The organism is Streptomyces sp. NPDC048516 (assembly GCF_043199875.1).
Classification (GTDB): Bacteria; Actinomycetota; Actinomycetes; order Streptomycetales; family Streptomycetaceae; genus Streptomyces.
Window position 1 is genome coordinate 225,423 of sequence record NZ_JBICWS010000006.1, and the last position, 24,861, is coordinate 250,283.

Annotated in this window: 19 protein-coding genes and 1 pseudogene; 6 read left to right on the plus strand and 14 right to left on the minus strand. The window is 71.0% G+C overall.

Annotated elements, in window-relative coordinates; translation table 11 throughout:
* The first annotated feature begins 91 nt into the window (after window positions 1-91).
* Window positions 92-880, plus strand: a complete 789-nt coding sequence (locus tag ACGFR7_RS14720) for a GntR family transcriptional regulator (RefSeq protein ID WP_393318058.1) — start codon at window positions 92-94, stop codon at window positions 878-880.
* A gap of 19 nt (window positions 881-899) precedes the next feature.
* On the opposite strand, the gene ACGFR7_RS14725 is transcribed toward ACGFR7_RS14720, so the two are convergent.
* On the minus strand, window positions 900-2,117 hold the full coding sequence (locus tag ACGFR7_RS14725) for an amidohydrolase family protein (protein WP_393318061.1): 1,218 nt from the start codon (window positions 2,115-2,117) through the stop codon (window positions 900-902).
* Window positions 2,118-2,306: 189 nt separating this feature from the next.
* Between ACGFR7_RS14725 and ACGFR7_RS14730 the strand changes: the two genes are divergently transcribed.
* The gene (locus ACGFR7_RS14730; protein ID WP_393318064.1) at window positions 2,307-2,756 is read left to right on the plus strand and encodes a DoxX family membrane protein; all 450 of its coding nucleotides are present in this window, start codon (window positions 2,307-2,309) and stop codon (window positions 2,754-2,756) included.
* Window positions 2,757-2,843: 87 nt separating this feature from the next.
* Here ACGFR7_RS14730 and ACGFR7_RS14735 read toward each other — a convergent pair whose 3' ends face one another.
* The gene (locus ACGFR7_RS14735; protein WP_393318067.1) at window positions 2,844-4,016 is read right to left on the minus strand and encodes an LCP family protein; all 1,173 of its coding nucleotides are present in this window, start codon (window positions 4,014-4,016) and stop codon (window positions 2,844-2,846) included.
* Window positions 4,017-4,407: 391 nt separating this feature from the next.
* On the minus strand, window positions 4,408-6,504 hold the full coding sequence (locus ACGFR7_RS14740) for a bifunctional polysaccharide deacetylase/glycosyltransferase family 2 protein (protein WP_393318070.1): 2,097 nt from the start codon (window positions 6,502-6,504) through the stop codon (window positions 4,408-4,410).
* An 831-nt stretch (window positions 6,505-7,335) separates the two neighbouring features.
* Between ACGFR7_RS14740 and ACGFR7_RS14745 the strand changes: the two genes are divergently transcribed.
* Together ACGFR7_RS14745 and ACGFR7_RS14750 are read left to right on the plus strand one after the other, a co-directional pair.
* On the plus strand, window positions 7,336-8,022 hold the full coding sequence (locus tag ACGFR7_RS14745) for a TetR/AcrR family transcriptional regulator (RefSeq protein WP_393318073.1): 687 nt from the start codon (window positions 7,336-7,338) through the stop codon (window positions 8,020-8,022).
* A 108-nt stretch (window positions 8,023-8,130) separates the two neighbouring features.
* Window positions 8,131-9,423 (plus strand): cytochrome P450, encoded by a 1,293-nt coding sequence (locus ACGFR7_RS14750; RefSeq protein WP_393318076.1) that lies wholly within the window; start codon window positions 8,131-8,133, stop codon window positions 9,421-9,423.
* 49 nt (window positions 9,424-9,472) lie between these two features.
* On the opposite strand, the pseudogene ACGFR7_RS14755 reads toward ACGFR7_RS14750, so the two are convergent.
* Window positions 9,473-9,772 (minus strand): annotated as a pseudogene (locus tag ACGFR7_RS14755) (hypothetical protein); the annotation flags it as partial.
* Between the two features lie 270 nt (window positions 9,773-10,042).
* On the opposite strand from ACGFR7_RS14755, the gene ACGFR7_RS14760 reads away from it, so the two are divergent.
* On the plus strand, window positions 10,043-11,881 hold the full coding sequence (locus ACGFR7_RS14760) for a S9 family peptidase (protein WP_393318079.1): 1,839 nt from the start codon (window positions 10,043-10,045) through the stop codon (window positions 11,879-11,881).
* 366 nt (window positions 11,882-12,247) lie between these two features.
* Here the strand turns inward: ACGFR7_RS14760 and ACGFR7_RS14765 are convergent, their stop codons facing one another.
* Window positions 12,248-13,222: a cation diffusion facilitator family transporter gene (locus tag ACGFR7_RS14765; protein WP_393318574.1), complete on the minus strand. Its 975-nt coding sequence runs from the start codon at window positions 13,220-13,222 to the stop codon at window positions 12,248-12,250.
* Between the two features lie 30 nt (window positions 13,223-13,252).
* On the opposite strand from ACGFR7_RS14765, the gene ACGFR7_RS14770 reads away from it, so the two are divergent.
* On the plus strand, window positions 13,253-13,504 hold the full coding sequence (locus ACGFR7_RS14770; RefSeq protein ID WP_393318616.1) for a hypothetical protein: 252 nt from the start codon (window positions 13,253-13,255) through the stop codon (window positions 13,502-13,504).
* A gap of 56 nt (window positions 13,505-13,560) precedes the next feature.
* Here the strand turns inward: ACGFR7_RS14770 and ACGFR7_RS14775 are convergent, their stop codons facing one another.
* From ACGFR7_RS14775 to ACGFR7_RS14815, 9 genes are all read right to left on the minus strand, one after another.
* A complete protein-coding gene (locus tag ACGFR7_RS14775; RefSeq protein WP_393318082.1) occupies window positions 13,561-14,499 on the minus strand; it encodes an SURF1 family protein in 939 nt (312 codons plus the stop codon).
* A 70-nt stretch (window positions 14,500-14,569) separates the two neighbouring features.
* Complete coding sequence (locus tag ACGFR7_RS14780; RefSeq protein ID WP_393318085.1) at window positions 14,570-16,288, minus strand: hypothetical protein; 1,719 nt, start codon at window positions 16,286-16,288, stop codon at window positions 14,570-14,572.
* The gene (locus tag ACGFR7_RS14785; protein WP_393318088.1) at window positions 16,285-16,947 is read right to left on the minus strand and encodes a SigE family RNA polymerase sigma factor; all 663 of its coding nucleotides are present in this window, start codon (window positions 16,945-16,947) and stop codon (window positions 16,285-16,287) included. The genes ACGFR7_RS14780 and ACGFR7_RS14785 overlap by 4 nt, the downstream gene beginning before the upstream one ends.
* 475 nt (window positions 16,948-17,422) lie before the next feature.
* On the minus strand, window positions 17,423-18,538 hold the full coding sequence (locus ACGFR7_RS14790) for an aspartate-semialdehyde dehydrogenase (RefSeq protein WP_393318091.1): 1,116 nt from the start codon (window positions 18,536-18,538) through the stop codon (window positions 17,423-17,425).
* The gene (locus tag ACGFR7_RS14795) at window positions 18,535-19,806 is read right to left on the minus strand and encodes an aspartate kinase (RefSeq protein ID WP_088799022.1); all 1,272 of its coding nucleotides are present in this window, start codon (window positions 19,804-19,806) and stop codon (window positions 18,535-18,537) included. The genes ACGFR7_RS14790 and ACGFR7_RS14795 overlap by 4 nt, the downstream gene beginning before the upstream one ends.
* Window positions 19,807-20,284: 478 nt before the next feature.
* Window positions 20,285-20,947, minus strand: a complete 663-nt coding sequence (locus ACGFR7_RS14800; protein WP_393318094.1) for a DUF5063 domain-containing protein — start codon at window positions 20,945-20,947, stop codon at window positions 20,285-20,287.
* Window positions 20,940-21,539 carry a recombination mediator RecR gene (gene recR, locus ACGFR7_RS14805; protein WP_018089931.1) on the minus strand — a complete coding sequence of 200 codons (600 nt, stop codon included), beginning with the start codon at window positions 21,537-21,539 and terminating at the stop codon, window positions 20,940-20,942. Before recR ends, ACGFR7_RS14800 begins: the two co-directional genes overlap by 8 nt.
* Window positions 21,540-21,590: 51 nt before the next feature.
* Window positions 21,591-21,941: a YbaB/EbfC family nucleoid-associated protein gene (locus ACGFR7_RS14810; RefSeq protein ID WP_093484352.1), complete on the minus strand. Its 351-nt coding sequence runs from the start codon at window positions 21,939-21,941 to the stop codon at window positions 21,591-21,593.
* A gap of 273 nt (window positions 21,942-22,214) precedes the next feature.
* Window positions 22,215-24,857, minus strand: a complete 2,643-nt coding sequence (locus ACGFR7_RS14815; protein WP_393318098.1) for a DNA polymerase III subunit gamma and tau — start codon at window positions 24,855-24,857, stop codon at window positions 22,215-22,217.
* Between the last annotated feature and the right edge of the window lie 4 nt (window positions 24,858-24,861).

A 24,861-nucleotide genomic window follows, 5' to 3' on the forward strand; every position in this document is an offset into this window, starting at 1 on the left:
TCCACTCGTCGGCACCTCGTGATGACTCATAGGCTGGTGCCGTCCGGCCGGCCGCCGGGCCGGCGCGCCGAGCACGGAACGGTGAGCACGCATGGCAGTGGCGTACGAGCGGATCACGGACCAGCTCCGGCAGGCCGTCCGGACGGGCCGGTGGAAACCTGGCGACCGCTTGCCCCCGGTGGCGGAGCTCGCCGGGGAGTTCGGGTGGAGCGTGCCCGCGGTCCAGGACGCTCTGCGGATCCTGCGCGACGAAGGCCTCGTCGAGAAGCAGGACGGGCGCGGCACCGTCGTCCGGCGCCCGCGCACCGTTGCCGTGCGCACGAACCTCCGCCACCAGTGGGAGAAGAGCCGGGCGCGCGAGCCGCTGGAGGAGCGGGCCCGGACCGGCGCCACCGAGCGGGACACCGGTCTGCACGTCGATGACCTGGTCTTTCACGCGTCGTACCGCGAGACCGAGGCGGACGAAGACCTCGCGCGGGCCTTCGACCTGCCGGAAGGCACGCCCCTCCTCGAACGCCGCTACAGAACGCGGTACGCCGCCGAGAGCGCGCCCTTCAGCCTGATGACCTCGTACCTCGTCCGCGACATGATCGCGAAGAACCCCGACCTGCTGGACGAGGCCAAGGAGCCCTGGCCGGGCGGGTCGCAGGCCCAGCTCTACACCCTCGGCATCGAGCTGGGCCGCATCGAGGAACGGGTCACCGCCCGCCCGCCGGCCCCCGAAGAGGCGGCGGAGCTGGAGCTGCCGCCCGGGACCTCGGTGCTCGTACTCCGCAAGACCTCGGTCGACGTCAACGACCGGATCGTGAGTGTCTCCGACGTGATCCTGCCCGGTGACCGCACGGAAATGCTGTTCGTCACGCCCCTGGAAAGGTGGTGAGTGCCACCCGGCCTTCCCGCTATTCCCGGTCGAACGCGAGGTCCAGCATCCGGATGGCGTTCCCCCGAAGGATCTTGTACGTCACCTCCGCCGGCAGCCCCGCCACATGCTCGGCGGCCACCTCCTTCGTATGCGGCCAGGTCGAGTCGACGTGCGGGTAGTCGGTCTCGAAGGTCGCGTTGTCGACCCCCACCGTCTCGATCGCCTCGATGCCGTGCCGGTCGCGGAAGAAGCAGCAGAAGATCTGCCGGTAGTAGTACGACGACGGCGGCTCGGGGATCAGGTCCTTGACCCCGCCCCACGCCCGGTGCTCCTCCCAGACGTCATCGGCGCGCTCCAGGGCGTACGGGATCCACCCCATCTGGCCCTCGCTGTACGCCAGCTTCAGCCGGGGGAACTTCACGAGGACGCCGCTGAAGAGGAAGTCCATCATCGAGGCCATCGCATTGTTGAAGCTCAGGGAGGCCTGCACGGCGGGCGGTGCGTCCGGTGAGGCGGCCGGCATCTGCGACGACGAGCCGATGTGCATGTTCACGACGGTCCCGGTCTCCTCGCACGCGGCGAAGAACGGGTCCCAGTAACCGGAGTGGATCGACGGCAGCCCCAGGTAGGTGGGAATCTCGCTGAAGGTCACCGCCCGCACCCCGCGGGCGGCATTGCGCCGGATCTCCGCGACGGCCAGCTCGACGTCCCACAGCGGGATGAGGCACAGCGGAATCAGCCGCCCGCCGCTGTCCCCGCACCACTCCTCCACCATCCAGTCGTTGTACGCCCGGACGCACGCGAGCCCGACCTCCTTGTCCCCGGCCTCGGCGAAGGTCTGCCCGCAAAAGCGCGGGAACGTCGGGAAGCAGAGCGACGCCTCGACATGGTTGAGGTCCATGTCCGCCAGCCGTGCCTTCGGGTCCCAGCACCCCCGCCGCATCTGCTCCCGGGTGATCCCGTCCAGCGTCATCTCGTCGCGGGAGAAGCCCACGGCGGCGATGATGCGCTTGTACGGGAAGATCAGCCCCTCGTACTCCCACCAGTCGGTGAGCTGGCCCTTGGGGTCCGTGGTGAACCGGTACTTCCCGCCGACGTACGCCAGCCCGCCGATGCCGGCGGTGAACGGCTTCGGCCCCCTGTCCTGGTACTTCTTCGGAAGCCAGCTCTCGAAGAGGTGCGCGGGCTCGATCACGTGATCGTCCACGCTGATGACCCTGGGAAGCTCCGCCGTGCCGCTCTCGTTGCTGATCACGCTGTACCCCCAACTGCCCGCCGGTGGCCCATGCCGGACCCATACCTGACGACCCATCAGTTTCGAGGTTATGGGCTCCCCCCGTGCGACGACAAGGCGGGACCGCAAACTCCACCCCCTTGCGCGGCGGCGCCCCGTCCGTTGAACTGACACATCGTCAGTTCAGTTGATGAGCAGCGAGGGGACAGCATGCAATCGATCTGGCTCAGCGGTGCCGAGTGGTTCGCCGTCCTGCGTATCGGCCTCGGGCTGTGGTGGCTGGAGAGCTGGCGCCACAAGGACAAGAAGACCTGGTTCACCGGCGGCGGCATCACCTGGGCGGCCGGCGTCGCGGCCAAGCACCGGTGGTCCGCGGTCCGTACGGGCTTCGACCGCTGGGTGAGGCCCCGCCCCCGGCCGATGGCGTACCTCGTCGCCTACGCGGAGCTGGCTCTCGGCCTCGGGCTGGTCGTGGGCTTCCTGACGCCGATAGCCCTGGTCTGCGGAGCGGTGCTCAACCTGATCTATCTCGTGCTGATGATCCACGACTGGGCTGAGCAGGGACAGAACCTGATGATGGCTCTGGTCTCCCTCGCGGGGCTGTTCGCCGTGAGCTGGCAGTCCTGGTCGCTCGACGGCGCGCTGGGCCTGTTCCGCTAGCCGCGCCGCGAACGGGCCTCCGGCGGACCGGCGCCCCGGGCGGGACCGCCCGCGGGGCCGGCCGGCCGAAGGCCCGTTCGCGGTGGCTCAGCCCTTCTCCCCGACCGTCACCGGGCGGTCGTCGTTCAGCTCGGTGAAGAGCTCCTTCGCCTTCGCCTCGTTCCACTGCACGGCGCTTCCTTTGGGGGTGCGGAGGTTGAGGTTCGACACGGGGACGTTGAGCCGCTTGCCGTCGCCCGCCGTGACGCCCTTCATCGCCTTGAACAGCGAGGTGAGGTTGGTCAGGCCGGTGTCCTTGTCGACGATGAGCGTGCCGAGGCCCGCGCTCATGGTCGGGTAGACCTTGGCCGGGTCGAGCAGGATGCCGGGCGTGGCGGCCTTGCGGGCGAGGGCGGCCAGGAACTTTTGCTGGTTCTGGCTCCGGCCGAGGTCACCCTGGGCCTCCTGGTGGCGCTGGCGGACGAATGCCAGTGCCGTACGGCCGTCGAGGGTCTGGCAGCCCTTCTTGAGGTTCGCGCCCGACTTCTTGTCCCTGACGTCGCGGTCCAGGCAGATCGGGACGCCGCCGATGGCGTTGACGATGCCCACGAAACCGGCGAACCCGATCTCCGTGTAGTGGTCGACGTGCACGCCCGTGTTGCGCTCGATGGTCCGGACGAGCAGGTCGGGGCCGCCGAACGAGAACGCCGCGTTGAGCTTGTTCTTCGCCGCGCGGTAGTGCTTGCCGGTGTCGGGGCGGATGTACGGCGGGATGGTCACCCACGAGTCACGCGGCAGGCTCACCATCGTGGTGCCGTGGGCACCGGTGTGCAGCAGGATCATCGAGTCGGTGCGGCGGCCCGCGTCGGCCGAACCGCCGGTGTGCAGGTCCTTCTTGGCCCGGTCGGAGAGGCCCACCCGGCTGTCGGATCCCACGATCAGGTAGTTGGTCCCCCGGCCCTGCGGCATCCGGTCCGCGATCTTATCCAGGTCGACCTCGCGGTTGAGCTGCGTATCGGCCCAGACGTAGGTGCCGAGGGAGCCGGAGAGCAGCACGGTCACCAGCAAGATCGCCGTCCGCCTGATCCGGCGGCGGCGCGGGGAACGGCGGACGGCGCGCCGGCCGCGGCCCGCACGCCCGGCTTCGGGGCCCACGCGGCCGGGCCGGACCGCACGCCCGTCGTCCCCGCCGGGTGCCTCGAACCGGACCGGGGGCGCCGGCGCCGGTGCGGGCGCCCGGACGTCGGGCAGCGGGCTGTTCACGGTCCCTGCCTGGTCCATCTGGGGCCAGTGCATCTGAGGCGGAGGCCCCTGAGACGGCTGCGTCCGGGGCGAAGGCTCCTGGGGCGGGTGCATCCGGGGCGGAGGCCCCTGGGGCGGATACATCTGGGGCGGATACATCTGGGGCGGGTGCTCCTCCGGGAGCCACACCTGCCCGGGGCCGGGGTACGTCGTCTCCGTTTCGCCGCCGCGCCAGGTTTCGGGCGGCCTGTCCAGCCAGTCAGTCATGCGCGGAAGTCTCCAATGTCATGTCCTCTTCACCAAGGAGTGCTCGGATCTACACAAGCGAGCGGGAGGGTGCGGGACCGGGCCGGCGGCCGGCTGTTGGCCGGTGCCCGGGGCGTCCGCACGGCACACGGCCGTACGGACGCCCCGCAGGCCCGTTACGGGGTCATCTCGACGTCAGGCCCTGGTACGCGACCGGTTGGCCGATCTGCTGGGCCGCGGTGCCGGAGCGCTGCATGCGCTGCCACTTCAGGCGGGTGCCCAGCAGGAAGGCCACCACGGACTGGATGACCACCAGATACATCAGCTGCCGGTAGACGAAGAGCTGGAACGGCATCGTCCACAGCGACTTCACCGGCTCCCGGTCGAGCTTCAACGCGTACCCGGCGCAGGCCAGTTGGAGCCCGAGGAAGCCGAACCACACGGTGGCCGCGAGCACCGGGCCGCGGAACAGCGCCGCGTACAGGGCGAAGACGTCGACGACCGGCGCGAGCAGCGGCAGGGCGACCTGGAAGAGCGCGAGGTAGCTCAGCCCGCGCCGCCCGAAGCGCCCCGAGGGGCCCACTTCGATGACGGCGCGGCGGTGCTTCCACATGGCCTGGATCGTGCCGTAGCACCAGCGGTAGCGCTGCCGCCACAGCTGCCGCAGCGAGGTGGGCACCTCGGTCCAGGCGATCGCGGACTCCTCGTAGACCACCCGCCAGCCCGCCTGCCACAGGGCCATCGTCAGGTCGGTGTCCTCGGCGAGGGTGTCCTCGCTGACCCCGCCGACGCCCATCAGTGCGTCCCTGCGGAAGGCCCCGATGGCGCCGGGGACGGTCGGCATGCACTCCAGCACCTCGAACATCCGCCGGTCGAGGTTGAACCCGAAGACGTACTCCAGGTGCTGCCACTGGCCCAGCAACCGGCCGCGGTTGCCGACCTTGGTGTTGCCGCTGACCGCACCCACCGCCGGGTGCGCGAGCGGCTGGATCAGCCGGTAGACGGCATCCGGCTCGAAGACCGTGTCGGCGTCGACCATGACCACGATCTCGTACCGGGCGTGCGCCAGGCCGGTGTTGAGGGCTGCCGCCTTGCCCGCGTTGTACTGGCGGATCACTTCCACGCGGGGGTCTCCGATCCGGACGGCGATCTCCGCCGTGTCGTCCGTCGACCCGTCGTCGATCACGATGACCTGCATCTCCACGTAGGTGGAGGCGAGCAGCGAACGGACGGTGGACTCGATGCCCGCCTCTTCGTTGAAGGCGGGCACGAGCACGGTCACCGGATCGGCGACCTCCCGCAGCCAGGGGGAGCCGGGACGGAAGCGGGTCAGCCGCCGGACGTGCGTCCGGGCGAAGACGACGAGGGACGCCAGCCGCAGCACACCCAGGGTGCCGGCGATGCCCAGCACCCAGGTCATGCCGTGCACGAAGGTGTAGCCGGCGACCTTGACCCAGACCAGGGCCGTGCCCACCGCTCGTTCGGTGCCGGAAACCGTCTTGACGGCCGGGGGCAGCTTGGCCCCGGCCGTCACGGTGGTGAACTGGTCGACGTTCCGGTTGGCGAGCAGCCGCTCGGTGTCCTTGTAGGCGGTGTCGTTCTGGCTGAACTGCCGGATGAGGCCCTGCGACGGCTTGCGGTACCACCGGTCGGCGGCGACCAGTGTGTAGCCCTCCGCGCTCGCCTTCTTGGCGGCCTTCCACTCCGCGCCGCACATGGTGTCCGCCGCGGTGGTCTGCGGCAGCCGCAGCAGCCTGGTGTGGATGCCCACCGTGCCGGCCAGCGCCTTCTGCGTGAGCGAGAGCTCCATCCGGGCGCGCAGGGGCGATGCCGAGCCCATGACAGCGCCGGTGTAGGTGTTCGAGCCGATCTCATGGCCCTCGTCCCTGATCCGCCGTACCAGGTCCGGGTGTTGGGCGGCCTTGGCGCCGTACAGGAAGAAGGTGGCGTGGACATGGTGCTTGCGCAGCAGGTCGAGCAGCCGCGGCGTCCACACCGGGTCGGGTCCGCCGTCGTAGGTGAGCGCCACCGTACGGGCCGGCATCCCGGCGGTCTTCACGGTGCCGCCGCGAAGATCCACCACCGGGCCGCCCTTCTCCACCGCGGGCGGCACGGGCTGGGTGCAGTCGCTGCGGACCTTGGCGGCGTCCACCTCATGGGTGGTCCAGCCCTCGAAGAACAGGGCACCGAACACCAGGGGAAGCACCAGGCTCAGCAGCAGCCAATGGCCGCGCGGATCACGGGACTGGGCATGCCTGCCCCGTTTGCTCCGGCCCCTCACGTCGCGACCGGAACGGTCTCGGGCGCGGCCGGGGCGGGGTGTCTTGAGAGAGGGGCGGTGGTGGGGGTGTTGGGGAGTGTGGGGGCGTTGGGGAGTGTGGGGGTGTGGGGGTGTGGGGGAATGTGGGGGGTGATGCGAAATGTGGGGGTCATGGGGGGTGTGGGGGTGGGGGATGTGGGGGTAGTGCAGGCGCTGCGGGTGCCGGCGGTGACCGTCGGGGCGGCCGCCGTGACGGGGAGGGGAAACGGCGCGAGGCCCTCGGAGACCGAGGCCTTCGCCGCTCTGCCCGTCACGGCCACCCGCCCGGTCGGAACCCACCCGTCGCCAGCGGCGAACGCCCGCCGGGGAGCGCGTCCGACAGCGGCGGCCGGGTTCCGCACAGCCTTTCCCTGCCAGACCGAAGCGTCGGCACATGGCTGAGAAACGGGTATATTTTGCCGTTTTGTGTTCCGGCTGGCCTCACACATGGTCGGCGAGTGTACTCACCAGTCACCCTCAGCAGTGGAGAACTTCGAACATCTCTCGTCACCTTGACAGGGCCACGCCCCACCGCCCACACTCCCGCATCCCGCGCGCATAAGACCAGGTCGCAGCCCTTTCTGAGCACACCTCGCGCGGCCTGGCGCACTTCGCCCCACAGCGTCGAGCCACCCCGTTTTGAGAGTGTTCTAACACCTGACGTCGAATCACCCCGCACACGCATGAAGGTCCATCCGGCCAACTCCTGGCCGGAATAGCCCTTATCCCATCGTTCCGACGGTTCTAGCGTTGACTCCGTGACCAGATATGAAATCTGGTCACGGAGTCAGAGGGGGACTGACCGTGGACCGGGTGGAGCGCAGTGAGCGCATCCTTGAGGTGGCCGGAGAGCTGCTGCTCGCCTGGGGCTACGACCGCCTGACGATCGACGAGATCGCCCGGCGAGCCAAGGTCGGCAAGGGCACGGTCTACCTCCACTGGAAGACCAAGGACGCGCTGTTCCTGGCCGTCGTCCTGCGGAGCCAATTCCGCAACCATCACCGGCAGGTGGCGCGCATGCGCGCCGATCCGCTGGAGATCCTGCCGAGCCGGATGCTGCGCGGGCTCTTCTGCGACTTCCTGAATGATCCGGTGCTGCGGGCCGTATACACCGACGATGCCGACGTCCTCGGCCGGCTCAACGACACCGCGAAGAAGGAACTCACCGAGCTGATAGCCGAAGGCGACCGGATGCTGTGCCGCCATCTCGAAGTACTGCGCGGGTACGGCCTGGTGCACGACGACCTCGACGTGCACCACCAGCAGTACGCCCTGATGGCCATGGCCACCGGCTTCTTCACGGGCGAGGCCCTGCTCGCCGGCCGGGCCCCGGTCGCCCCTCAGGTACGCGCCGACATACTCGCCCGAACGGTCCGCGGCGCACTGGAGACCCCCGGCGGACACAAGGCCGCGGCCGCAGCGGCGCCGGAGATCATCGCGCTCTACGAACAGTTCGGGGAACTCACCCTGCGCGAGATCCGCCGGCAGATACGCGACTGATCCGCCTGGTCCGCCTGCCACGGCGGCGCGGCCGACACCGAGACCGATTCCCAGACCGATTCCCAGACCGACTCCCAGACCGACTCCCAACCCGGAGGAGAACGAAAGATGTCGGCATCACCCACCTCACCGTTCGCTGCACACGTCGGGAAACACCCGGGCGAGCCGAACGTGATGGACCCGGCACTGATCAACGACCCGTTCGCCGGCTACGGCGCGCTGCGTGAGCAGGGCCCGGTCGTACGCGGCCGATTCATGGACGACTCACCCGTCTGGTTGGTGACGCGGTTCGAGGAGGTCCGCCAAGTCCTGCGCGACCAGCGGTTCGTGAACAACCCGGCCGCGCCGTTGCTGGGGCACGCGGCCGAGGACAACCCGCTGACCAGGCTGATGGACATGCTGGGCCTCCCCGAGCACCTCCGCCCCTATCTGCTCGGATCGATTCTCAATTACGACGCCCCCGATCACACCCGGCTGCGCCGCCTGGTGTCGCGGGCCTTCACGGCCCGCAAGATCACCGACCTGCGGCCACGGGTCGAGCAGATCGCCGACGCACTGCTGGCCCGGCTGCCCGAGCACGCCGAGGACGGCGTCGTCGATCTCATCCAGCACTTCGCCTACCCGCTGCCGATCACCGTCATCTGCGAACTGGTCGGCATACCCGAGGCGGACCGCCCCCAGTGGCGGAAGTGGGGTGCCGACCTCGTCTCGATGGAGCCGGACCGGCTCAGCACCTCGTTCCCGCCGATGATCGAGCACATCCATCAAATGGTCAGGGAGCGGCGCGGCGCGCTCACCGACGATCTGCTCAGCGAGCTGATCCGTACCCATGACGACGACGGCGGCCGGCTCAGCGACGTCGAGATGGTCACCATGATCCTCACGCTCGTCCTCGCCGGTCACGAGACCACCGCCCACCTCATCAGCAACGGCACGGCGGCGCTGCTCACCCATCCCGACCAGCTGCGCCTGCTCCAGGACGACCCGTCCCTGCTCCCCCGCGCCGTCCACGAGCTGATGCGCTGGTGCGGGCCGGTGCACATAACCCAGCTGCGCTACGCCGCCGCCGACGTCGACCTGGCCGGCACCACGATCCGCAAGGGCGACGCCGTCCAACTCGTCCTGGTGTCGGCGAACTTCGACCCCCGCCACTACACCGACCCCGACCGCCTCGACCTGACCCGTCACCCCGCGGGCCAGGCAGAGAACCATGTGGGTTTCGGCCATGGGGCGCACTACTGCCTGGGCGCCACACTCGCCAAGCAGGAGGGCGAAGTCGCCTTCGGCAAACTGCTCGCGCACTACCCGAAGCTGTCGCTGGGCGTCGCACCGGAACGCCTGGAGCGGACGCCCCTGCCGGGTAGCTGGCGCCTGAACGCGCTGCCGGTGCGGTTGGGATGAGCACAGCCCCCGCGGCAGGCCGCCCGGACGGCCTGCCGCGGGGGTCCGGGGCCGAGACGACGTCGCCGAGCGGGTGCTGCCATTCGACGCTGCGGTTGTTGACCGTCCGTGCGCCGAAATCCGTGTACGTACCGGGAGTCTCGTCCACCCCGAAATGGCACTGGAGGTGAAGGAGGGACCGCCCGGTGACGTCCCCGACCTCCGCAACCCCGAAATCACGGAGCACGTCGCGCGCCCTGCGAAATCCGTCCTGGTCGTAATAATCGCTCACGGTGCGGATGGCGACGCGCTCGTCCCACCTCGCGCGGTTGGCCTCCCACCAGTCATCGGGACCGGTGTTTCTTCGCATACAGCGAAGTTATCCACAGGCTTGTGGCCCTCGCCAACGGATTTCCTGCGCCGGGCGCAGAATGGGCCCATGACTGACGAGACGACCGCAGACCCAGGCCACGCCACCGCTCCGAACCCTTCGCGCTCTTCACACGCGCCAACGGCCGCTACTCCCCCCACAGCCGTGACGGGGGCGGCCTCGGCCGGCCCGGTAGCGGTGACGGACGGTGCGACGGAAGACTCGAGCGGCTCGGCGGGCCCGGCGGATACCCGTGGCGCGGATGCCGCGGTGCCGGACTGGGAGAAGCGCTTCCGTGCGCCGCGGATCGGGCTCCCGGACTGGGCCGAGGACGCCCCGGACCGCTCCCTGTTCGTGTCGAACGCCACCGGCACCTTCGAGCTGTACGCCTGGGACCGGGCGACCGGCAGTCAGCGGCAGGCCACGGACCGGCCGAACGGCACGACGGACGGAACGCTGTCGCCGGACGGCCGGTGGATCTGGTGGTTCTCCGACACCGACGGGGACGAGTTCGGCGTCTGGATGCGGCAGCCGTTCGCCGGCGGCCCGGATGAACCGGCCGCCCCGGGGCTCGCCGCCTCGTATCCGGGAGGGCTGGCGATCGGCCGGGACGGGACCGCGGTCATCGGGTGCTCCACGGACGAGGAGGGCTCGACGGTCCACGTCGTACGGCCGGGCGAGGCGCCGGTGGAGATCTACCGGCACCGCGAGTCGGCGGGCGTCGGCGATCTTTCGCACGACGGCTCGCTGATCGCCCTTGAGCACACCGAACACGGCGATGCGATGCACTCCGCGATCCGCGTCGTACGGCTCGACGGGTCCACGGTCGCGGAGCTGGACGACACCAAGGGCGGGACCGAAGAGCTGGGCCTGTCGGTGATGGGTTTCGCACCGGTGGACGGGGACGCCCGGCTGCTGGTGGGGCATCAGCGGCGGGGCCGCTGGGAGCCGATGATCTGGGATCCGCTGACCGGGACGGAGACGGCCCTGGAGATAGACCTGCCCGGAGACGTGGATGCCGACTGGTATCCCGACGGGTCGGCGCTGCTGGTGGAGCACGAGTACCAGGCACGGAGCGAGCTGTGGCGCTACGAGCTGGGCCGGCCGGCCGGCGCCGGTGCTACGGCCGGCGCCACGGACGCGGCTGCTGCGCCCGGCCGTCCCCTGCTGACGCGGGTCGAGACCCCGGCCGGCTCGGTCTCGGGCGCGACGGCGCGGCCGGACGGAACGGTGGAGTTCCTGTGGTCGTCGGCGGCCCAGCCCCCGGAGGTGCGGTCGACGAGCGGCAAGGTCGTGCTGGACCCGCCCGGTAGGAAGGCACCCGGGTCGGTGCCTGTGCGGGACGTGTGGGTGGAGGGCCCGGGAGGCCGGATCCACGCGCTGGTGCAGCAGCCGGCGGGGGAGGGCCCCTTCCCGACGGTCTTCGACATTCACGGCGGCCCGACCTGGCACGACAGCGACGCCTTCGCCTCGTCCCCCGCGGCCTGGGTGGACCACGGCTTCGCGGTCGTCCGCGTCAACTACCGCGGCTCGACCGGCTACGGCCGCGCCTGGACCGATGCGCTCAAGCATCGTGTCGGGCTGATCGAACTGGAGGACATCGCCGCGGTGCGCGAGTGGGCGGTCTCGTCCGGCCTGGCGGATCCGGAGCGGCTGGTGCTGTCGGGCGGCTCATGGGGCGGCTATCTGACCCTGCTGGGACTCGGCACCCAGCCGGAGGCCTGGGCGGTGGGTCTGGCGGCGGTCCCGGTCGCGGACTACGTCACGGCGTACAACGACGAGATGGAAGCCCTCAAGGCGATGGACCGGACCCTGCTGGGCGGCACCCCCGAGGAGGTCCCGGAACGCTTCGAGGCGTCGTCGCCACTGACCTATGTGGACGCGGTGCGGGCCCCGGTCTACATCTCCGCGGGCGTCAACGACCCGCGCTGCCCGATCCAGCAGGTGGAGAACTACGTCCAGCGACTGGCGGGCCGCGGCCACCCGCACGAGGTCTACCGCTACGACGCCGGCCACGGCTCTCTGGTCGTGGAAGAGCGCATCAAGCAGGTCCGCCTGGAGCTCGACTTCGCCCAGCGGTACGTGATCGAGAAGAACGAGAAGAACTAGAAACCGGCGAGGGGCCGGAGAGGAGTCGGAAGGGGGCCGGGGAGGAGCGAGAAGCACTGGGGCGTCCCACCCGGGCGTCCCACCGGGGGGTGCTTCTGGGGCTCTGGCAGGGCAACTTCCCGGGCTCGGGCAGGGCAACTCCCCATGGGACGGGTGGGGTGAGCCCGGGTGGGACGGGCGGGGTGAGCCCATGGGACGGGCGGGGTGAGCCCCGGCGCTCGGGCGGGGTGAGCCCATGGGACGGGCGGGGTGAGCCCCGGCGCTCGGGCGGGGTGCTCCCTCCGGCCTGGGCGGGGGTGCTCCCCCGGCTTGGCCGGGGGCCGGTGGCCGGTGGCCGGGGGGCGGGGGGCGGGGGCGGGGGCCCGGTCAGGTAGTGGTGTGATGCGCCAGCGCCGCATGGGGATCGGTGCCCTCGCTGGTGTGATCGGTGTGCACGGTCGCGGCGGTGAGCCGGGGGACGGCGTGGATCAGGGCGTGTTCCGCGGCGACGGCCAGGGCATGGGCCTGCACCACGGTGAGACGGGAGTCCACGACGATATCGGCCTCGGCACGCAGGGTATGGCCGATCCAGCGCATACGGACCTGACCGATGCCGCGGACGCCGTCCACCGTGCGCAGAGCCGTTTCGGCGGCGTCGATGAGTCCGGGGTCGACACAGTCCATCAGCCGCCGGTAGACCTCCCTGGCGGCGTCGCGCAGCACCATGAGGATGGCCGCGGTGATCAGCAGGCCGATGAGCGGGTCGGCCGCCCGCCAGCCGAGGGCCGCGCCACCCGCGCCGAAGAGGACGGCGAGGGAGGTGAAGCCGTCGGTACGGGCGTGCAGGCCGTCGGCCACAAGCGCGGCCGACCCGATCTTGCGCCCGGTGCGGATGCGGTAGCGGGCCACCCATTCGTTGCCGATGAACCCGACTACGGCGGCCGCTGCCACCGCCCACAGGTGGGTGATGTCGCGAGGGTTCAGCAGACGGTCCACGGCCTCGTAGGCGGCCAGCGCCGAGGAGAGCGCGATCGTCAGCACGATGGCGATACCCGCAAGATCCTCGGCCCGGCCGTAGCCGTAGGTGTAGCGGCGGTTCGCGGCCCGGCGCCCGAGGATGAAGGCGAGGCCCAGCGGAACGGCGGTCAGGGCGTCGGCAGCGTTGTGGATGGTGTCGCCGAGCAGCGCCACCGACCCCGACAGCACCACGACCACCAGCTGGATCGCGCTGGTCAGGCCCAGGATGCCGAGCGAGAGCCACAGAGTGCGCAGGCCCTCGCGGGAGGTCTCCATCGCAGTGTCGATCTTGTCCATGGCCTCATGGCTGTGCGGGGTGACGAGGTGGACGATCCGATGCCGGATCCGTGACCAACGGCCGCAACCGTGGCGGTCATGGTGATCACGGTGGTCATGGTGGCCGTGATGGTCGTGATCGTCATGGTGGCCGTGGTGGCCGTGGTGGTCATGGTGGTCATGGTGGTCGGGTTGACCGTGACCGGAGGGATGGAGGTGGTGGGCCTGGGTGTCGTGGGCCTGATGCGGACGCTGGGGGTGACGGGCGTGATCATGACCATGCGGGTGGGTGCTCTTGCCTGCCATATGGCCTACCGTGGCACGCCGATCCGATTGCGGCTACTGCCGTGATACCGCCTCTGACCAGGTGCAACATGGGCGCAGGAGCGGGGACCCGGCGGTCGGCTTCAGGCCCGCCGGACCGGAGCCGCCTCGCCCTGGCCGGAGGCCCGCTCCTCGCCCTGGCCGGAGGCCCGCTCCTCGCCCTGGCCGACGCCCCGCTCCTCATCCTGGCCGGAGGCCCGCTCCTCGCCCTGGGCAGCGCTCCCGCCTTCCTCCGTCACGATGCCCAGCGCCGCGTCCTTGGCGGCTTCGGCGTCACGGCGGAAGAGCCGGAACCACATGAAGACGACGAAGCCGGCGAAGACGAACCACTCTCCGGTGTAGCCGAGGTTCTGGAAGGCCTTGAGGTCCAGGCCGCTGCCCTCGGCGGCGGCCGGCGGGACGGCGCGCAGCGGCGCCTGGGTGTCGGTGAGCGTGATCCAGGCGTCGTAGACCTCGTACGGCACGATGTTGACCAGCGACGCGGCGCTGATCATGCCGAGCTGTCCCCGCGGCAGCCCGCCGCCGGCCTGTACACCGTCGGTGCCCTGGTTCTCGGAGGCCTGCAGCGCGCCGGTGACCGTCACCTCGCCCTTGGGCGGCGCGGGCACCTTGGCCGTGTCGGCCTTCGAACCGGCGTCGCCGGGCAGCCAGCCCCGTACGACCGGCAGCGCCTTGCCGCCGTCCGTGCGCAGCAGATCGAGGACGTAGAAGCCCTGCTGCTGCCGGCCGTGCTTGTCCTTCAACGTGCGGTCCGGTACGAGCAGTTGGTGCCCGGCGTCGTAGTGCCCGCGGGCACCGGCCTGCCGTCCTGAGGTGACCGTGTCGACGGGCAGCAGACCGGCCAGCGGACGGGCCGCCGCGGTCTTGGCCCGGGCGGAGCGGTCCTCCTGCTGCTGATGGGTGTTGACGCGGTCCTCGAAGCGGCTCAGCTGCCAGCTGCCCATGAAAATGCACAGCGGAATCGCCAGTACGGCGAACACATTGATTCCCCACCACCGCGGGGTCAGCAGGAACCGGTACACACCACAACGGTACGGGGCCCGTGCGGAGGGACCGCACCGCCCCCTCCCGCCATGCCCCTGCCGTCGCCCCCTACGGGGCGGCCAGCGCCTCGGTGCGGTACACCGTTCCGGCGCAGGCGTCCGTGACCTTGGCGTCGGCCGCGGAGGGTTCACCGGCCTCCGGCGTATGGGTGAGAACGATTCCACCGGACGCGTCGCCGCCACCGGATCCCTCGTCGCCGCCCGCCTGGCCGCCACCGCCACCGCTGCCACCACCGCCGTCGCCCGTTGCCGTGGCCCCGGCGTCCGGGGACTGCCCCGGGTCCTTGGAGGGGGCGGGGGTGGGCGAGGGACCGGGATTGACGCATCCGGTGGTGCCGCCGCCGGACTGCGGGATCCAGGCGAACTTGACCTCGTACGCCTCCCCCGGCTTGAGAACCAGCTGGTCAGGGGTGGTGGCCGGGTCGGGAAGGCCGGTGGCCTCATCACCCGAGGTGTGGTCGACGACATGGATGCGGTCAGGGTTCGTGGAGCCGTGTGCGACCAGGCCGACGGTCCCGCCTCCCTCGACGGAGCATGCGGCGGAAGAGGTGTTGACCACCCGGAACGTGCCGTAGATACGGCCCGTGGAGTCCGCGGGACCGACCGTGCTGCTGCCGTTGCCGAGCTGATCGCGCCCGCAGACCGGCGAGGTGACGTCCATGGTCTCGTCCGGGCCGGGGGTGCCGGCGCCCGCGCCGGGGCCCGCGCCGTTCTTCCCCGTGGCCCTGCCATCGCCCTGCGGCTCGCCGCCGCCCGGCGTCTCGCCGCCCTCCTGGGTCGGTCGCGGGCCGGCCTGCTCGGTGCCTTCGCCGTGTGCGCCGCCGGTACCAGCCTGGGCGTGCTGGTTACCGGCCGCGTTGGCGGCCCGTTCCTCGGAGCCGTCGGCGAGGCTCACCACGTGGACCATGGCGGGGATGGACGTACCGCCGAGCAGCAGCGCGGCGGCCGCGCCCAGGACGACATGCCGACGGCGCTGACGGCGGGCGGGCACCGCGCGGCGCAGCTGTTCCAGCGCGTCCGGCGCGGGTTCGAGGCCGCCCACCCGGGACTGCAGCAGCCGCCTCAGGTCGTCCTCGCCGCCGAAGCCGCCGGTGGGGTGGCTGCGGCCGTGGCCGCCGTCACCCGTACCGCCGCCGAAGGCGGTGCCGGCGTGCTCCTCGCTGTCGCTGCCGTACGCGTGGCTGTCGGGCCCCTCACCGGCGTCCGCTCCGCCCCGGGCGCCGAACGGGCCCCTCGCCATGCCCGCGGGTGCTGCCTCGGCGCGCGCCGCCCCGGCGTGGGCCACCGCGTCGTCCGTACCGGCGTGGGACTGCTCCGCGCGGGCCGCCGCCTCGTCCGTACCGGCAGCTGCCTGGTCGGCGTGGACCGCTGGGTCGTCCCTACCGGCAGGTGTCCGCTCGCCACCAGCAGGTGTCCGCTCGCCACCGGCAGATCCCGGCTCCGCGACACCGATGTCATCGCCGCTGCCGGAATGTTGGCTGGATTTCGCGCCCTGCCAGACCGTTTCGCCCCGTCGGCGGCCCGCATCCGGCTCGTCGCCCGGGTGACCCGCACCTCGTTCGCCTCCAGGGTGGCCCTGCGCCTCGTGCGCCGCGTACAGCTCACGTACCGGGTCGTACGGCCGGCCCGGCGCAACCGGGTCGTACGGCCGGCCCGGCGCAACCGCATCGAACGGTCGGCCCGGCGTAGCCGGACGCCCCGGGCGGGTCGCGCCGGACGGGCCGCAGGAGTCGAACGGGTCGTACCGGCCACGCGTGGTGCCACTCATGCGGGAGCCTCCATCGCGACGCGGAGCGCCGCGATGCCCCGCGACCCGTAGGCCTTGACGGAACCGAGCGATATGCCCAGCGTCTGGGCCACCTGCGCCTCGGTCATATCGGCGAAATAGCGCAGCACCAGCACCTCACGCTGCCGACGCTGCAGACCGCGCATCGCCTGGATCAACTGGTCCCGCTCCAGGAGGTCGTAGGCGCCCTCCTCGGCGCTCGCCATGTCGGGCATCGGCTTGGAGAGCAGCTTGAGCCCGAGGATGCGGCGGCGCAGCGCGGAGCGCGAGAGGTTGACGACCGTCTGCCGGAGATAGGCGAGGGTCTTCTCGGGTTCGCGCACCCGTCCACGTGCGGAGTGCACCCGGATGAAGGCTTCCTGGACGACGTCCTCGCAGGAGGCGGTGTCGTCGAGGAGCAGCGCGGCGAGACCGAGCAGGGAGCGGTAGTGCGCGCGGTAGGTCTCGGTGAGGTGGTCGACTGTGGTGCCCGCTGCCATCGCCTCGTCAGTGTCCCCACGCTGCGGAGGAATCTGCGCGGGACGCGTGGTGGGCCAGGGAGCGATCACTGGCATGCCCCCGGACGCAAGGGGCCGCGGCGGGCGCACTGTTGCGCCCGCTGCCCCCGCCGGGGCGATGGTGAATCCGAGTACCTCTGCCACGCCTGTTGGACACGCTTCCCCCTATAAGGGTTGTACGCGCAAGGCACCGCCTTTGACGGTGCATCAAATGCCCTCATGCGTACCAGCTCTTCCTGAATGCCCTAATTACCCGACGCGAATTCCCCGACACCGGGGCCTCACCCTGCGACCCGCGGACATCCCGGGCCACCCCTGCGGGCGGCCACAAAGACGCTCCCCGCCCAACTGCCGGTTGCAGTCTGGCGGGGAGCGAATGGCCGAACAGGCCGTCAGCCCAGATCAAGAGGTTCGGCCAGTAATCCGCTCACAGAATCTTCACACGCTCCACAAAGTATCCCCCAGGCGGCAGGCACACGACGTCCGATCCCGCCAACTCGGCTGCACACCACGGCCGGAGCCCGCACCGGCATTCCGCCGGAACGCCGGAACCCTTGAGCGACCGGGCCTCCAGCCGCGGCCCCAGGGGACCCGCCCTTACCTCCAGGGGCACCCGCCCCTACCTCCGAAGCTCCCCCGCCACCAGCTCCCCCACCTGCGCCGTGTTCAGGGCAGCCCCCTTGCGCAGGTTGTCCCCGCACACGAACAGCTCCAGCGCCCGCGGATCATCCAGCGAGCGCCGTACCCGTCCGACCCAGGTCGGATCCGTACCGACGACATCGGCAGGGGTCGGGTACTCGTCCTCGGCCGGGTCGTCGCTGAGGACGACCCCGGGGGCCGCGGCCAGGATTTCGTGCGCACCGCCGACCGAGACCTCGTTCTCGAACCGGGCGTGCACGGTCAGGGAGTGGGTGGTGATCACCGGCACCCGTACACAGGTCGCGGTGACCGGCAGATCCGGCAGCCCCAGGATCTTGCGGGACTCGTTACGGATCTTGAGTTCTTCGGAGGACCAGCCGTCCGCCTGGAGCGTGCCGGCCCAGGGCACCACGTTGAGGGCGATCGGCGCCGGGAACGGCCCCAGTGTGTCCCCGACGGCCCGGCGCACGTCGCCGGGCGCGGTGCCCAGCTCCGTACCGGACACCGCGGACAGCTGAGCGCGCAAGGTGTCGACGCCGGCCTTGCCCGTCCCGGAAACGGCTTGGTACGAGGAGACGATCAGCTCGCTCAACCCGTACTCGGCATGCAGCGCCCCCAGCGCGACGATCATCGAGAGCGTCGTGCAGTTCGGGTTGGCGATGATGCCGCGCGGACGCACCCGCGCCGTGTGCGCATTGACCTCGGGCACGACCAACGGCACGTCCGGGTCCATCCGGAACGCGCCGGAGTTGTCCACGACCACCGCGCCCTTGGACACCGCGACCGGTGCCCACTGCGCGGAGACCTCGTCGGGGACGTCGAACATCGCGACATCGATGCCGTCGAAGGCTTCCTCGCTCAGCGCGACGACCTCGACCTGTTCGCCCCGCACGGTCAGCTTGCGGCCGGCCGAGCGGGGAGAGGCGATCAGCCGGATCTCGCCCCAGATGTCGGCCCGCTCGGACAGGATGCCGAGCAGGACCGAGCCGACGGCGCCGGTGGCGCCGACGACGGCGAGATGCGGCTTGGCGGCCTTACGGGCGTCCGCCCACGCCGTATCGGCGAGGGACGGACGGCCCGCCTCGGCCGGAATCATCGGCCGGTGCCGCCATAGACCACGGCCTCGTCACTGTCGGTGTCGAGACCGAAGGCGGTGTGCACGGCCCGTACGGCCTCGTTGACGTCATCGGCACGGGTGACAACCGAGATGCGGATCTCGGAGGTCGAGATGAGCTCGATGTTCACGCCCGCGTTCGACAGCGCCTCGAAGAACGTCGCCGTGACGCCGGGGTTGGTCTTCATCCCCGCGCCGACCAGCGAGATCTTGGCGATCTGGTCGTCGTAGCGCAGCGAGTCGAAGCCCACCGCCGCACGGGTCCGCTCCAGGGCGGCGACGGCCTTGCGGCCCTCCGCCTTGGGCAGCGTGAAGGAGATGTCGGTCAGACCGGTCGACGCGGCGGAGACGTTCTGCACCACCATGTCGATGTTGACCTCGGAGTCCGCGATCGCACGGAAGATGCGCGCGGCCTCGCCCGGCTTGTCCGGGACTCCGACGACCGTGACCTTCGCCTCGGAGGTGTCATGTGCGACGCCCGAGATGATTGCCTGCTCCATCGGCTGGTCCCCTTGCGGTTCGTTGCTGACCCATGTGCCCTTGAGCCCCGAGAACGAGGAGCGGACGTGGATCGGGATGTTGTAACGGCGTGCGTACTCGACGCAACGGTGCAGCAGCACCTTGGATCCGGAGCTGGCCAGCTCCAGCATGTCCTCGAAGGAGATCCAGTCGATCTTCCGGGCCTTCTTCACGACCCGGGGGTCGGCGGTGAAGACACCGTCCACATCGGTGTAGATCTCACAGACATCGGCGTCCAGGGCGGCCGCCAGCGCGACGGCGGTCGTGTCCGACCCACCGCGCCCCAGCGTCGTGATGTCCTTCTTGTCCTGAGACACGCCCTGGAACCCGGCGACGATGGCGATGTTGCCCTCGTCGACGGAGGTCTTGATGCGGCCCGGCGTGACGTCGATGATCCGTGCCTTGTTGTGCACGGAATCGGTGATGACACCTGCCTGGCTGCCCGTGAAGGACTGCGCCTCATGGCCGAGGTTTTTGATCGCCATGGCAAGCAGGGCCATGGAGATCCGCTCTCCGGCGGTCAGCAGCATGTCGAACTCGCGCCCCGACGGAATCGGGGACACTTCCTGCGCGAGATCGATCAGCTCGTCCGTCGTGTCGCCCATCGCCGAAACCACTACGACAACCTGGTTGCCGTTCTTCTTGGCTTCGACGACTCGCTTGGCAACGCGCTTGATGCCCTCGGCATCCGCAACGGATGAGCCGCCGTACTTCTGCACGACAAGGCCCACGTGCGCTCCTCGCAACTGTCTCATCGGGAGTTTCCTCCCGGACCCCCGGAAATGGGGGTACTGCGGTCGGCTCAGTCTAACGAGCAAGCGGAATCCGCCCTGCTGATACCACATCGTGAGACATGCGACTCACTGGTTGATCACGGATTTTCACCGTGCTCACCTGTCCCGTGAGGTCCACGTCCCGAGGCGGCTCCACAAGGCGCACCGTCGCGCCCGCTCGGCGAGCACATGCCCGCTTCTGGGCAGTACACACGAAAACGTAACCCAGGTCACAAGGTCGGGGCGCGGCGAAGAGGCCCACAGGGCGGACGGCCCGGGCACCTCACGTGCTCCGGTGCTCCGGAGCGATACGGCGCGCGCCGAGCGCGCTACGGCGGGCGGGGGCGGCGCCCGCACCCGGCCGGCGCAGGAGCGGTGAACGGCGCAGCGGCCCGTCAGGCGCCCGGTGCGGCCACCCCCGGCTCACACCCCCAACTCACACCCCGCGCAGCCCCAGCGGCCCGGCGATCTCCGCCACCATGACCTTTCCGGCCTCCTCGGCGAGCCGCTGCTCGTCGCCGGTGACGTCACTGTCGGTGTCCAGACCATCCAGCTCGACCAGCGGCTGGTCGAGGCGTACGTGGGCGACCAGCGACTGCAGCGCGCGCAGGGCGGCCGAGGCGGTCGGGCCCCAGTTGGACAGGTAGGAGAACTGCCACCACCACAGGGCCTCACTGACCCGGCCCGCCCGGTAGTGCGCCAGGCCGTGCCGCAGGTCGGTGATGATGTCGGCCAGGTCGTCGGAGATCCGGCTGGCGACCGGCTCGCTGCGCGGCACATACGGGTCGAAGACCTCGGAGTAGACGTCCACCGGGTCGAGCAGGGCCGCGAAGCGCTCGCGCAGCTCGTCGACGTCCGGCTCCGGGCCGGTGTCCGGCTCGTACCGTTCGTCGGGAACGAAGTCCTCGTGGGCGCCCAGACGGCCGCCGGTGAGCAGCAGCTGGGAGATCTCCAGCAGCAGGAAGGGCACCGCGCTGTCCGGTTCGTCGCCCTTGGCGACCTCCGTCACCGCGACGATGAAACTCTCGACCGAGTCGGAGATCGATACGGCGAAGTCGTCCGGGTCCTGTGTCGCGTTGTGCAGCGTGGCATCAGACATCGAGAAGTCTCCTCCCTTCGAAGGCCCGCCCCAGCGTGACCTCGTCCGCGTACTCCAGATCGCCACCGACCGGCAGACCGCTCGCCAGCCGCGTCACCCTCAGGCCCATGGGCTTGATCATGCGGGCCAGATACGTGGCCGTGGCCTCGCCCTCGAGATTGGGGTCGGTGGCCAGAATCAGCTCGGTGACGGTGCCGTCCGCGAGCCTGGCCAGCAGTTCCCTGATCCGCAGGTCGTCGGGCCCCACGCCCTCGATCGGGCTGATCGCCCCGCCGAGGACGTGGTAGCGACCGCGGAACTCACGCGTCCGCTCGATCGCCACGACGTCCTTGGGCTCCTCCACGACGCAAATGACCGCCGGATCACGCCTCGGGTCCAGGCAGACCCGGCACTGCTCCTCCTGCGCCACATTGCCGCAGGTGCCGCAGAACCGGACCTTCGCCTTGACCTCCATCAGCGCGTTCGCGAGCCGGCGGACATCGGTGGGCTCGGCCTGAAGAATGTGGAAGGCGATCCGCTGCGCGCTCTTGGGACCGACGCCGGGCAGCCTGCCCAGCTCATCGATCAGGTCCTGGACCACGCCTTCATACACGGAACGTCTTCTTTCTCTTCTGCCGTGATGCGTACGCTAGTTGGCTACTCCTCAGAAGGGGAGACCCGGGATTCCGCCACCGCCCAGACCCTGGGCGAGCGGACCGAGCTTCTGCTGCTGGAGCTGCTGGGCACTGGCGTTGGCGTCGCGGACCGCCGCCAGCACGAGGTCGGCGATCGTCTCGGCCGTCTCCTCGGCGGAGTCGGTGTCGACCGCCTTGGGGTCGATGACCAGGCCCGTGAGCTCACCGGAGCCGGTCACCGTGGCCTTGACCAGGCCGCCGCCCGCGGAGCCCTCGACGGGTGTCTCCGCGAGCTCCTGCTGGGCGGCCGCGAGGTCCTGCTGCATCTTCTGGGCCTGCTGAAGCAGCTGCTGCATATTGGGCTGACCACCGGGGATCACGACGTGACTCCTGCCATACGACAACGATTGTGCGGTAGCCCGAGCCTACGTGTTTCACGAGCCCCGCGCCCTACGCCGTAGGGAGGAGCACGGGTGTACGCCTGGTGTACGCCCGCTTACGCGTTCTCCGGCCCCGAGCCCCGGACTTGCCCGCGCACCGGCGCGCTGCCTACGCGGTGCTGATGCGTCAGCTACGCATCGTGCACGTCGTCCACTCGTTGTGGAAGCCGCCTGCTCCTCGTTGTTCTTCTGCTCGTTCTTCCCGTCGCTCTTCTACTCGTTGTTGAACTCTTCCACCACGGTCGCGCCGAGTTCGCGCACGATCAGGTCGTGGCCGCTGAGGGCGGAGTCGACGAGGTCGGGATCGTCCTCGGCCGGCATGTCGTACTCGATCGACGTCGGCGGGGGCTCCGGCGGCGAGTACGAAGCCTCCGCCCCGGGCGCCGACTGCCCGCCGCCCGCGGACGCCGACGGGGAGACGGCCTCCCGCGCCAACCGCGCGCCCTGGCTGCCGCCGGCACCGCCGCTGCCGCCGGCACCGCCGGCCGCGCCGCCGCCCTGCCCGTACTGGCTCCCGGACGACGAGGGCGCCGACGGGCCGCTCTGCTGGGGCGGGGACTGCGGACCGCCCTGCTGTGGCGCGGCAGGCGCTCCGCCACCGAAGCCACCGCTCCCGCCGCCGAAGCCGCCACCGCCACTACGGGGAGCGCCGCCGGCCGGCGGGTTGGCCCCGCCCGACGGGTCGACGATCGCCTCGACCCGCCACTGCACCTGGAACCGCTCGGCCAGCACGTCCTTGAGGACATCCTCGCTTCCACCGTTGGCGAAGCTGTCGCGGGCACCGGCATTGGGGAAGCCGATCTGGAGCGTCGTGCCGTCGAAGCCGGAGACCTGGGCGTTCTGGCTCAGCAGGATCCACGTGAAACGCCGGCGGTCCTTCACCGCCTCCAGGATGTCCGGCCACATCTGCCGCACCTGAGCGGCACCCTGCGCCGCCCCCGGGGCCGCCCCGGCCTGCGGCTGCTGGGATACGGGCGCGGGCGGACCGGCCGCCGGCTCGGGCGAAGGCGACGGCGACGGCGACGGCGACGGCGAAGGAGTGGGTGCCCCGCCCTGCGGCGCCTGGCCCCCCTGCCCCGGCGCCACGGCCGTGGGCCACCCACCGGGCTGGCGCCCGCCGCCGGGGCCATTGCCGCCCCCGGTGGCTCCGCCGCCGCCAGCGGTTCCGCCGCCGCCATTGCCCCGGCCCGGGCTACCGGGCCAGGCTCCGGGGCGCGCGGCCGCGCCTTCACCACCACCGCCCTGCGCCTCGCCCTGAGCCCCGGCCTGCGAAGCGGCCGCCGGGCCGCCCTGTGGCGCCGCCACGCCTCCGCCGCCACCCCACTGCTGCTCTCCGCCGGACGCCGCCGCACCGGCCGTCGGCGCACCGGGAGCGGGAGCCGCCGGGGCAGCCGGAGCCGGCGCGGACGGAGCCTGAGCGGGGGGAGCCCCCGCACCGCCCGCCGGACCGCCGCCGCCCGCACCGCCGCTCGCCGCGCCCCGCACCGCGGCACGCGCAGCGGCAGGCCCGGACGGTCCTGCCGGTCCGGACGACCCGGCCGCAGGCATCGCCGGATGAGCCTCCGGCCCCGGTACATATCCGGCCGCGGGCATGCCGCCGGACGCCACCACGGGCGCCGGCCCGGCCACGGGGCCTCCCCCGGAACCCGCACCGCCGCTCATGCCACCGGCCCCGCCGCCGGCCGGCGGCGCCGCGGCCGCGCCGCGCTCCAGACGGTCGAGCCGGGCCTGCACCGACCGCTCGTCGTCGTACGCCGCGGGCAGCAGCACCCGCGCACAGATCAGCTCCAGCTGCAGCCGCGGCGAGGTTGCCCCGCGCATCTCCGTCAGCCCCGTATTGACCAGGTCGGCGGCCCGGCTCAGCTCGGCCGCCCCGAAGACGGACGCCTGCGCCGTCATCCGCTCCACCACATCCGCCGGGGCGTCGATCAGCCCCTTCTCCCCCGCGTCCGGCACGGCCGCCAGGATCACCAGGTCCCGCAGCCGCTCCAGCAGGTCCGCGACGAAGCGCCGCGGGTCGTTGCCGCCCTCGATGACCCGGTCCACGACCTCGAAGGCCGCCGCGCCGTCCCCCGCGGCGAACGCCTCCACGATCGAATCCAGCAGCGATCCGTCGGTGTACCCCAGCAATGCCGTCGCCATGGCATACGTCACACCGCCCGCGCCCGCGCCGGCGAGCAGCTGGTCCATCACGGACATCGAGTCACGCACCGACCCGGCCCCGGCGCGCACCACCAGCGGCAGCACCCCGTCCTCGACCGGGCTGTCCTCCCGCCCGCACACCTCGGCCAGGTACTCCCGCAGGGTCCCCGGGGGCACCAGCCGGAACGGGTAGTGATGCGTACGCGAGCGGATCGTCCCGATGACCTTCTCGGGCTCGGTCGTCGCGAAGATGAACTTCAGATGCTCCGGCGGCTCCTCGACGACCTTCAGCAAGGCGTTGAAGCCCGCCGAGGTCACCATGTGCGCCTCATCGATGATGTAGATCTTGTACCGGCTGCTGGCGGGCCCGAAGAACGCCTTCTCGCGCAGCTCACGGGCGTCGTCCACGCCACCGTGCGATGCCGCGTCGATCTCGATCACATCGATCGAGCCCCGGCCGTTCCTGGCCAGGTCCAGACAGGACTGGCACTTCCCGCAGGGCGCGGGGGTGGGACCTTCCTCACAGTTGAGGCAGCGCGCCAGGATCCGCGCGCTGGTCGTCTTGCCACAACCTCGCGGCCCACTGAACAAATAGGCGTGATTGACCCGGTTGTTCCGCAGTGCCTGCTGCAGCGGATCGGTCACGTGCTCTTGCCCGATGACCTCGGCGAAGGTCTCGGGGCGGTAGCGGCGGTACAGCGCAAGGGACGACACGCAT

What these genes read in the sequence shown, in the direction of transcription:
- ACGFR7_RS14790 (WP_393318091.1), bottom strand. Translation starts at nt 18,538, where the DNA reads ATGATTCCGGCCGAGGCGGGCCGTCCGTCCCTCGCCGATACGGCGTGG.
- ACGFR7_RS14730 (WP_393318064.1), top strand. Translation starts at nt 2,307, where the DNA reads ATGCAATCGATCTGGCTCAGCGGTGCCGAGTGGTTCGCCGTCCTGCGT.
- ACGFR7_RS14800 (WP_393318094.1), bottom strand. Translation starts at nt 20,947, where the DNA reads ATGTCTGATGCCACGCTGCACAACGCGACACAGGACCCGGACGACTTC.
- ACGFR7_RS14735 (WP_393318067.1), bottom strand. Translation starts at nt 4,016, where the DNA reads ATGGACCAGGCAGGGACCGTGAACAGCCCGCTGCCCGACGTCCGGGCG.
- ACGFR7_RS14770 (WP_393318616.1), top strand. Translation starts at nt 13,253, where the DNA reads ATGGTGATCACGGTGGTCATGGTGGCCGTGATGGTCGTGATCGTCATG.
- ACGFR7_RS14780 (WP_393318085.1), bottom strand. Translation starts at nt 16,288, where the DNA reads ATGAGTGGCACCACGCGTGGCCGGTACGACCCGTTCGACTCCTGCGGC.
- ACGFR7_RS14720 (WP_393318058.1), top strand. Translation starts at nt 92, where the DNA reads ATGGCAGTGGCGTACGAGCGGATCACGGACCAGCTCCGGCAGGCCGTC.
- ACGFR7_RS14750 (WP_393318076.1), top strand. Translation starts at nt 8,131, where the DNA reads ATGTCGGCATCACCCACCTCACCGTTCGCTGCACACGTCGGGAAACAC.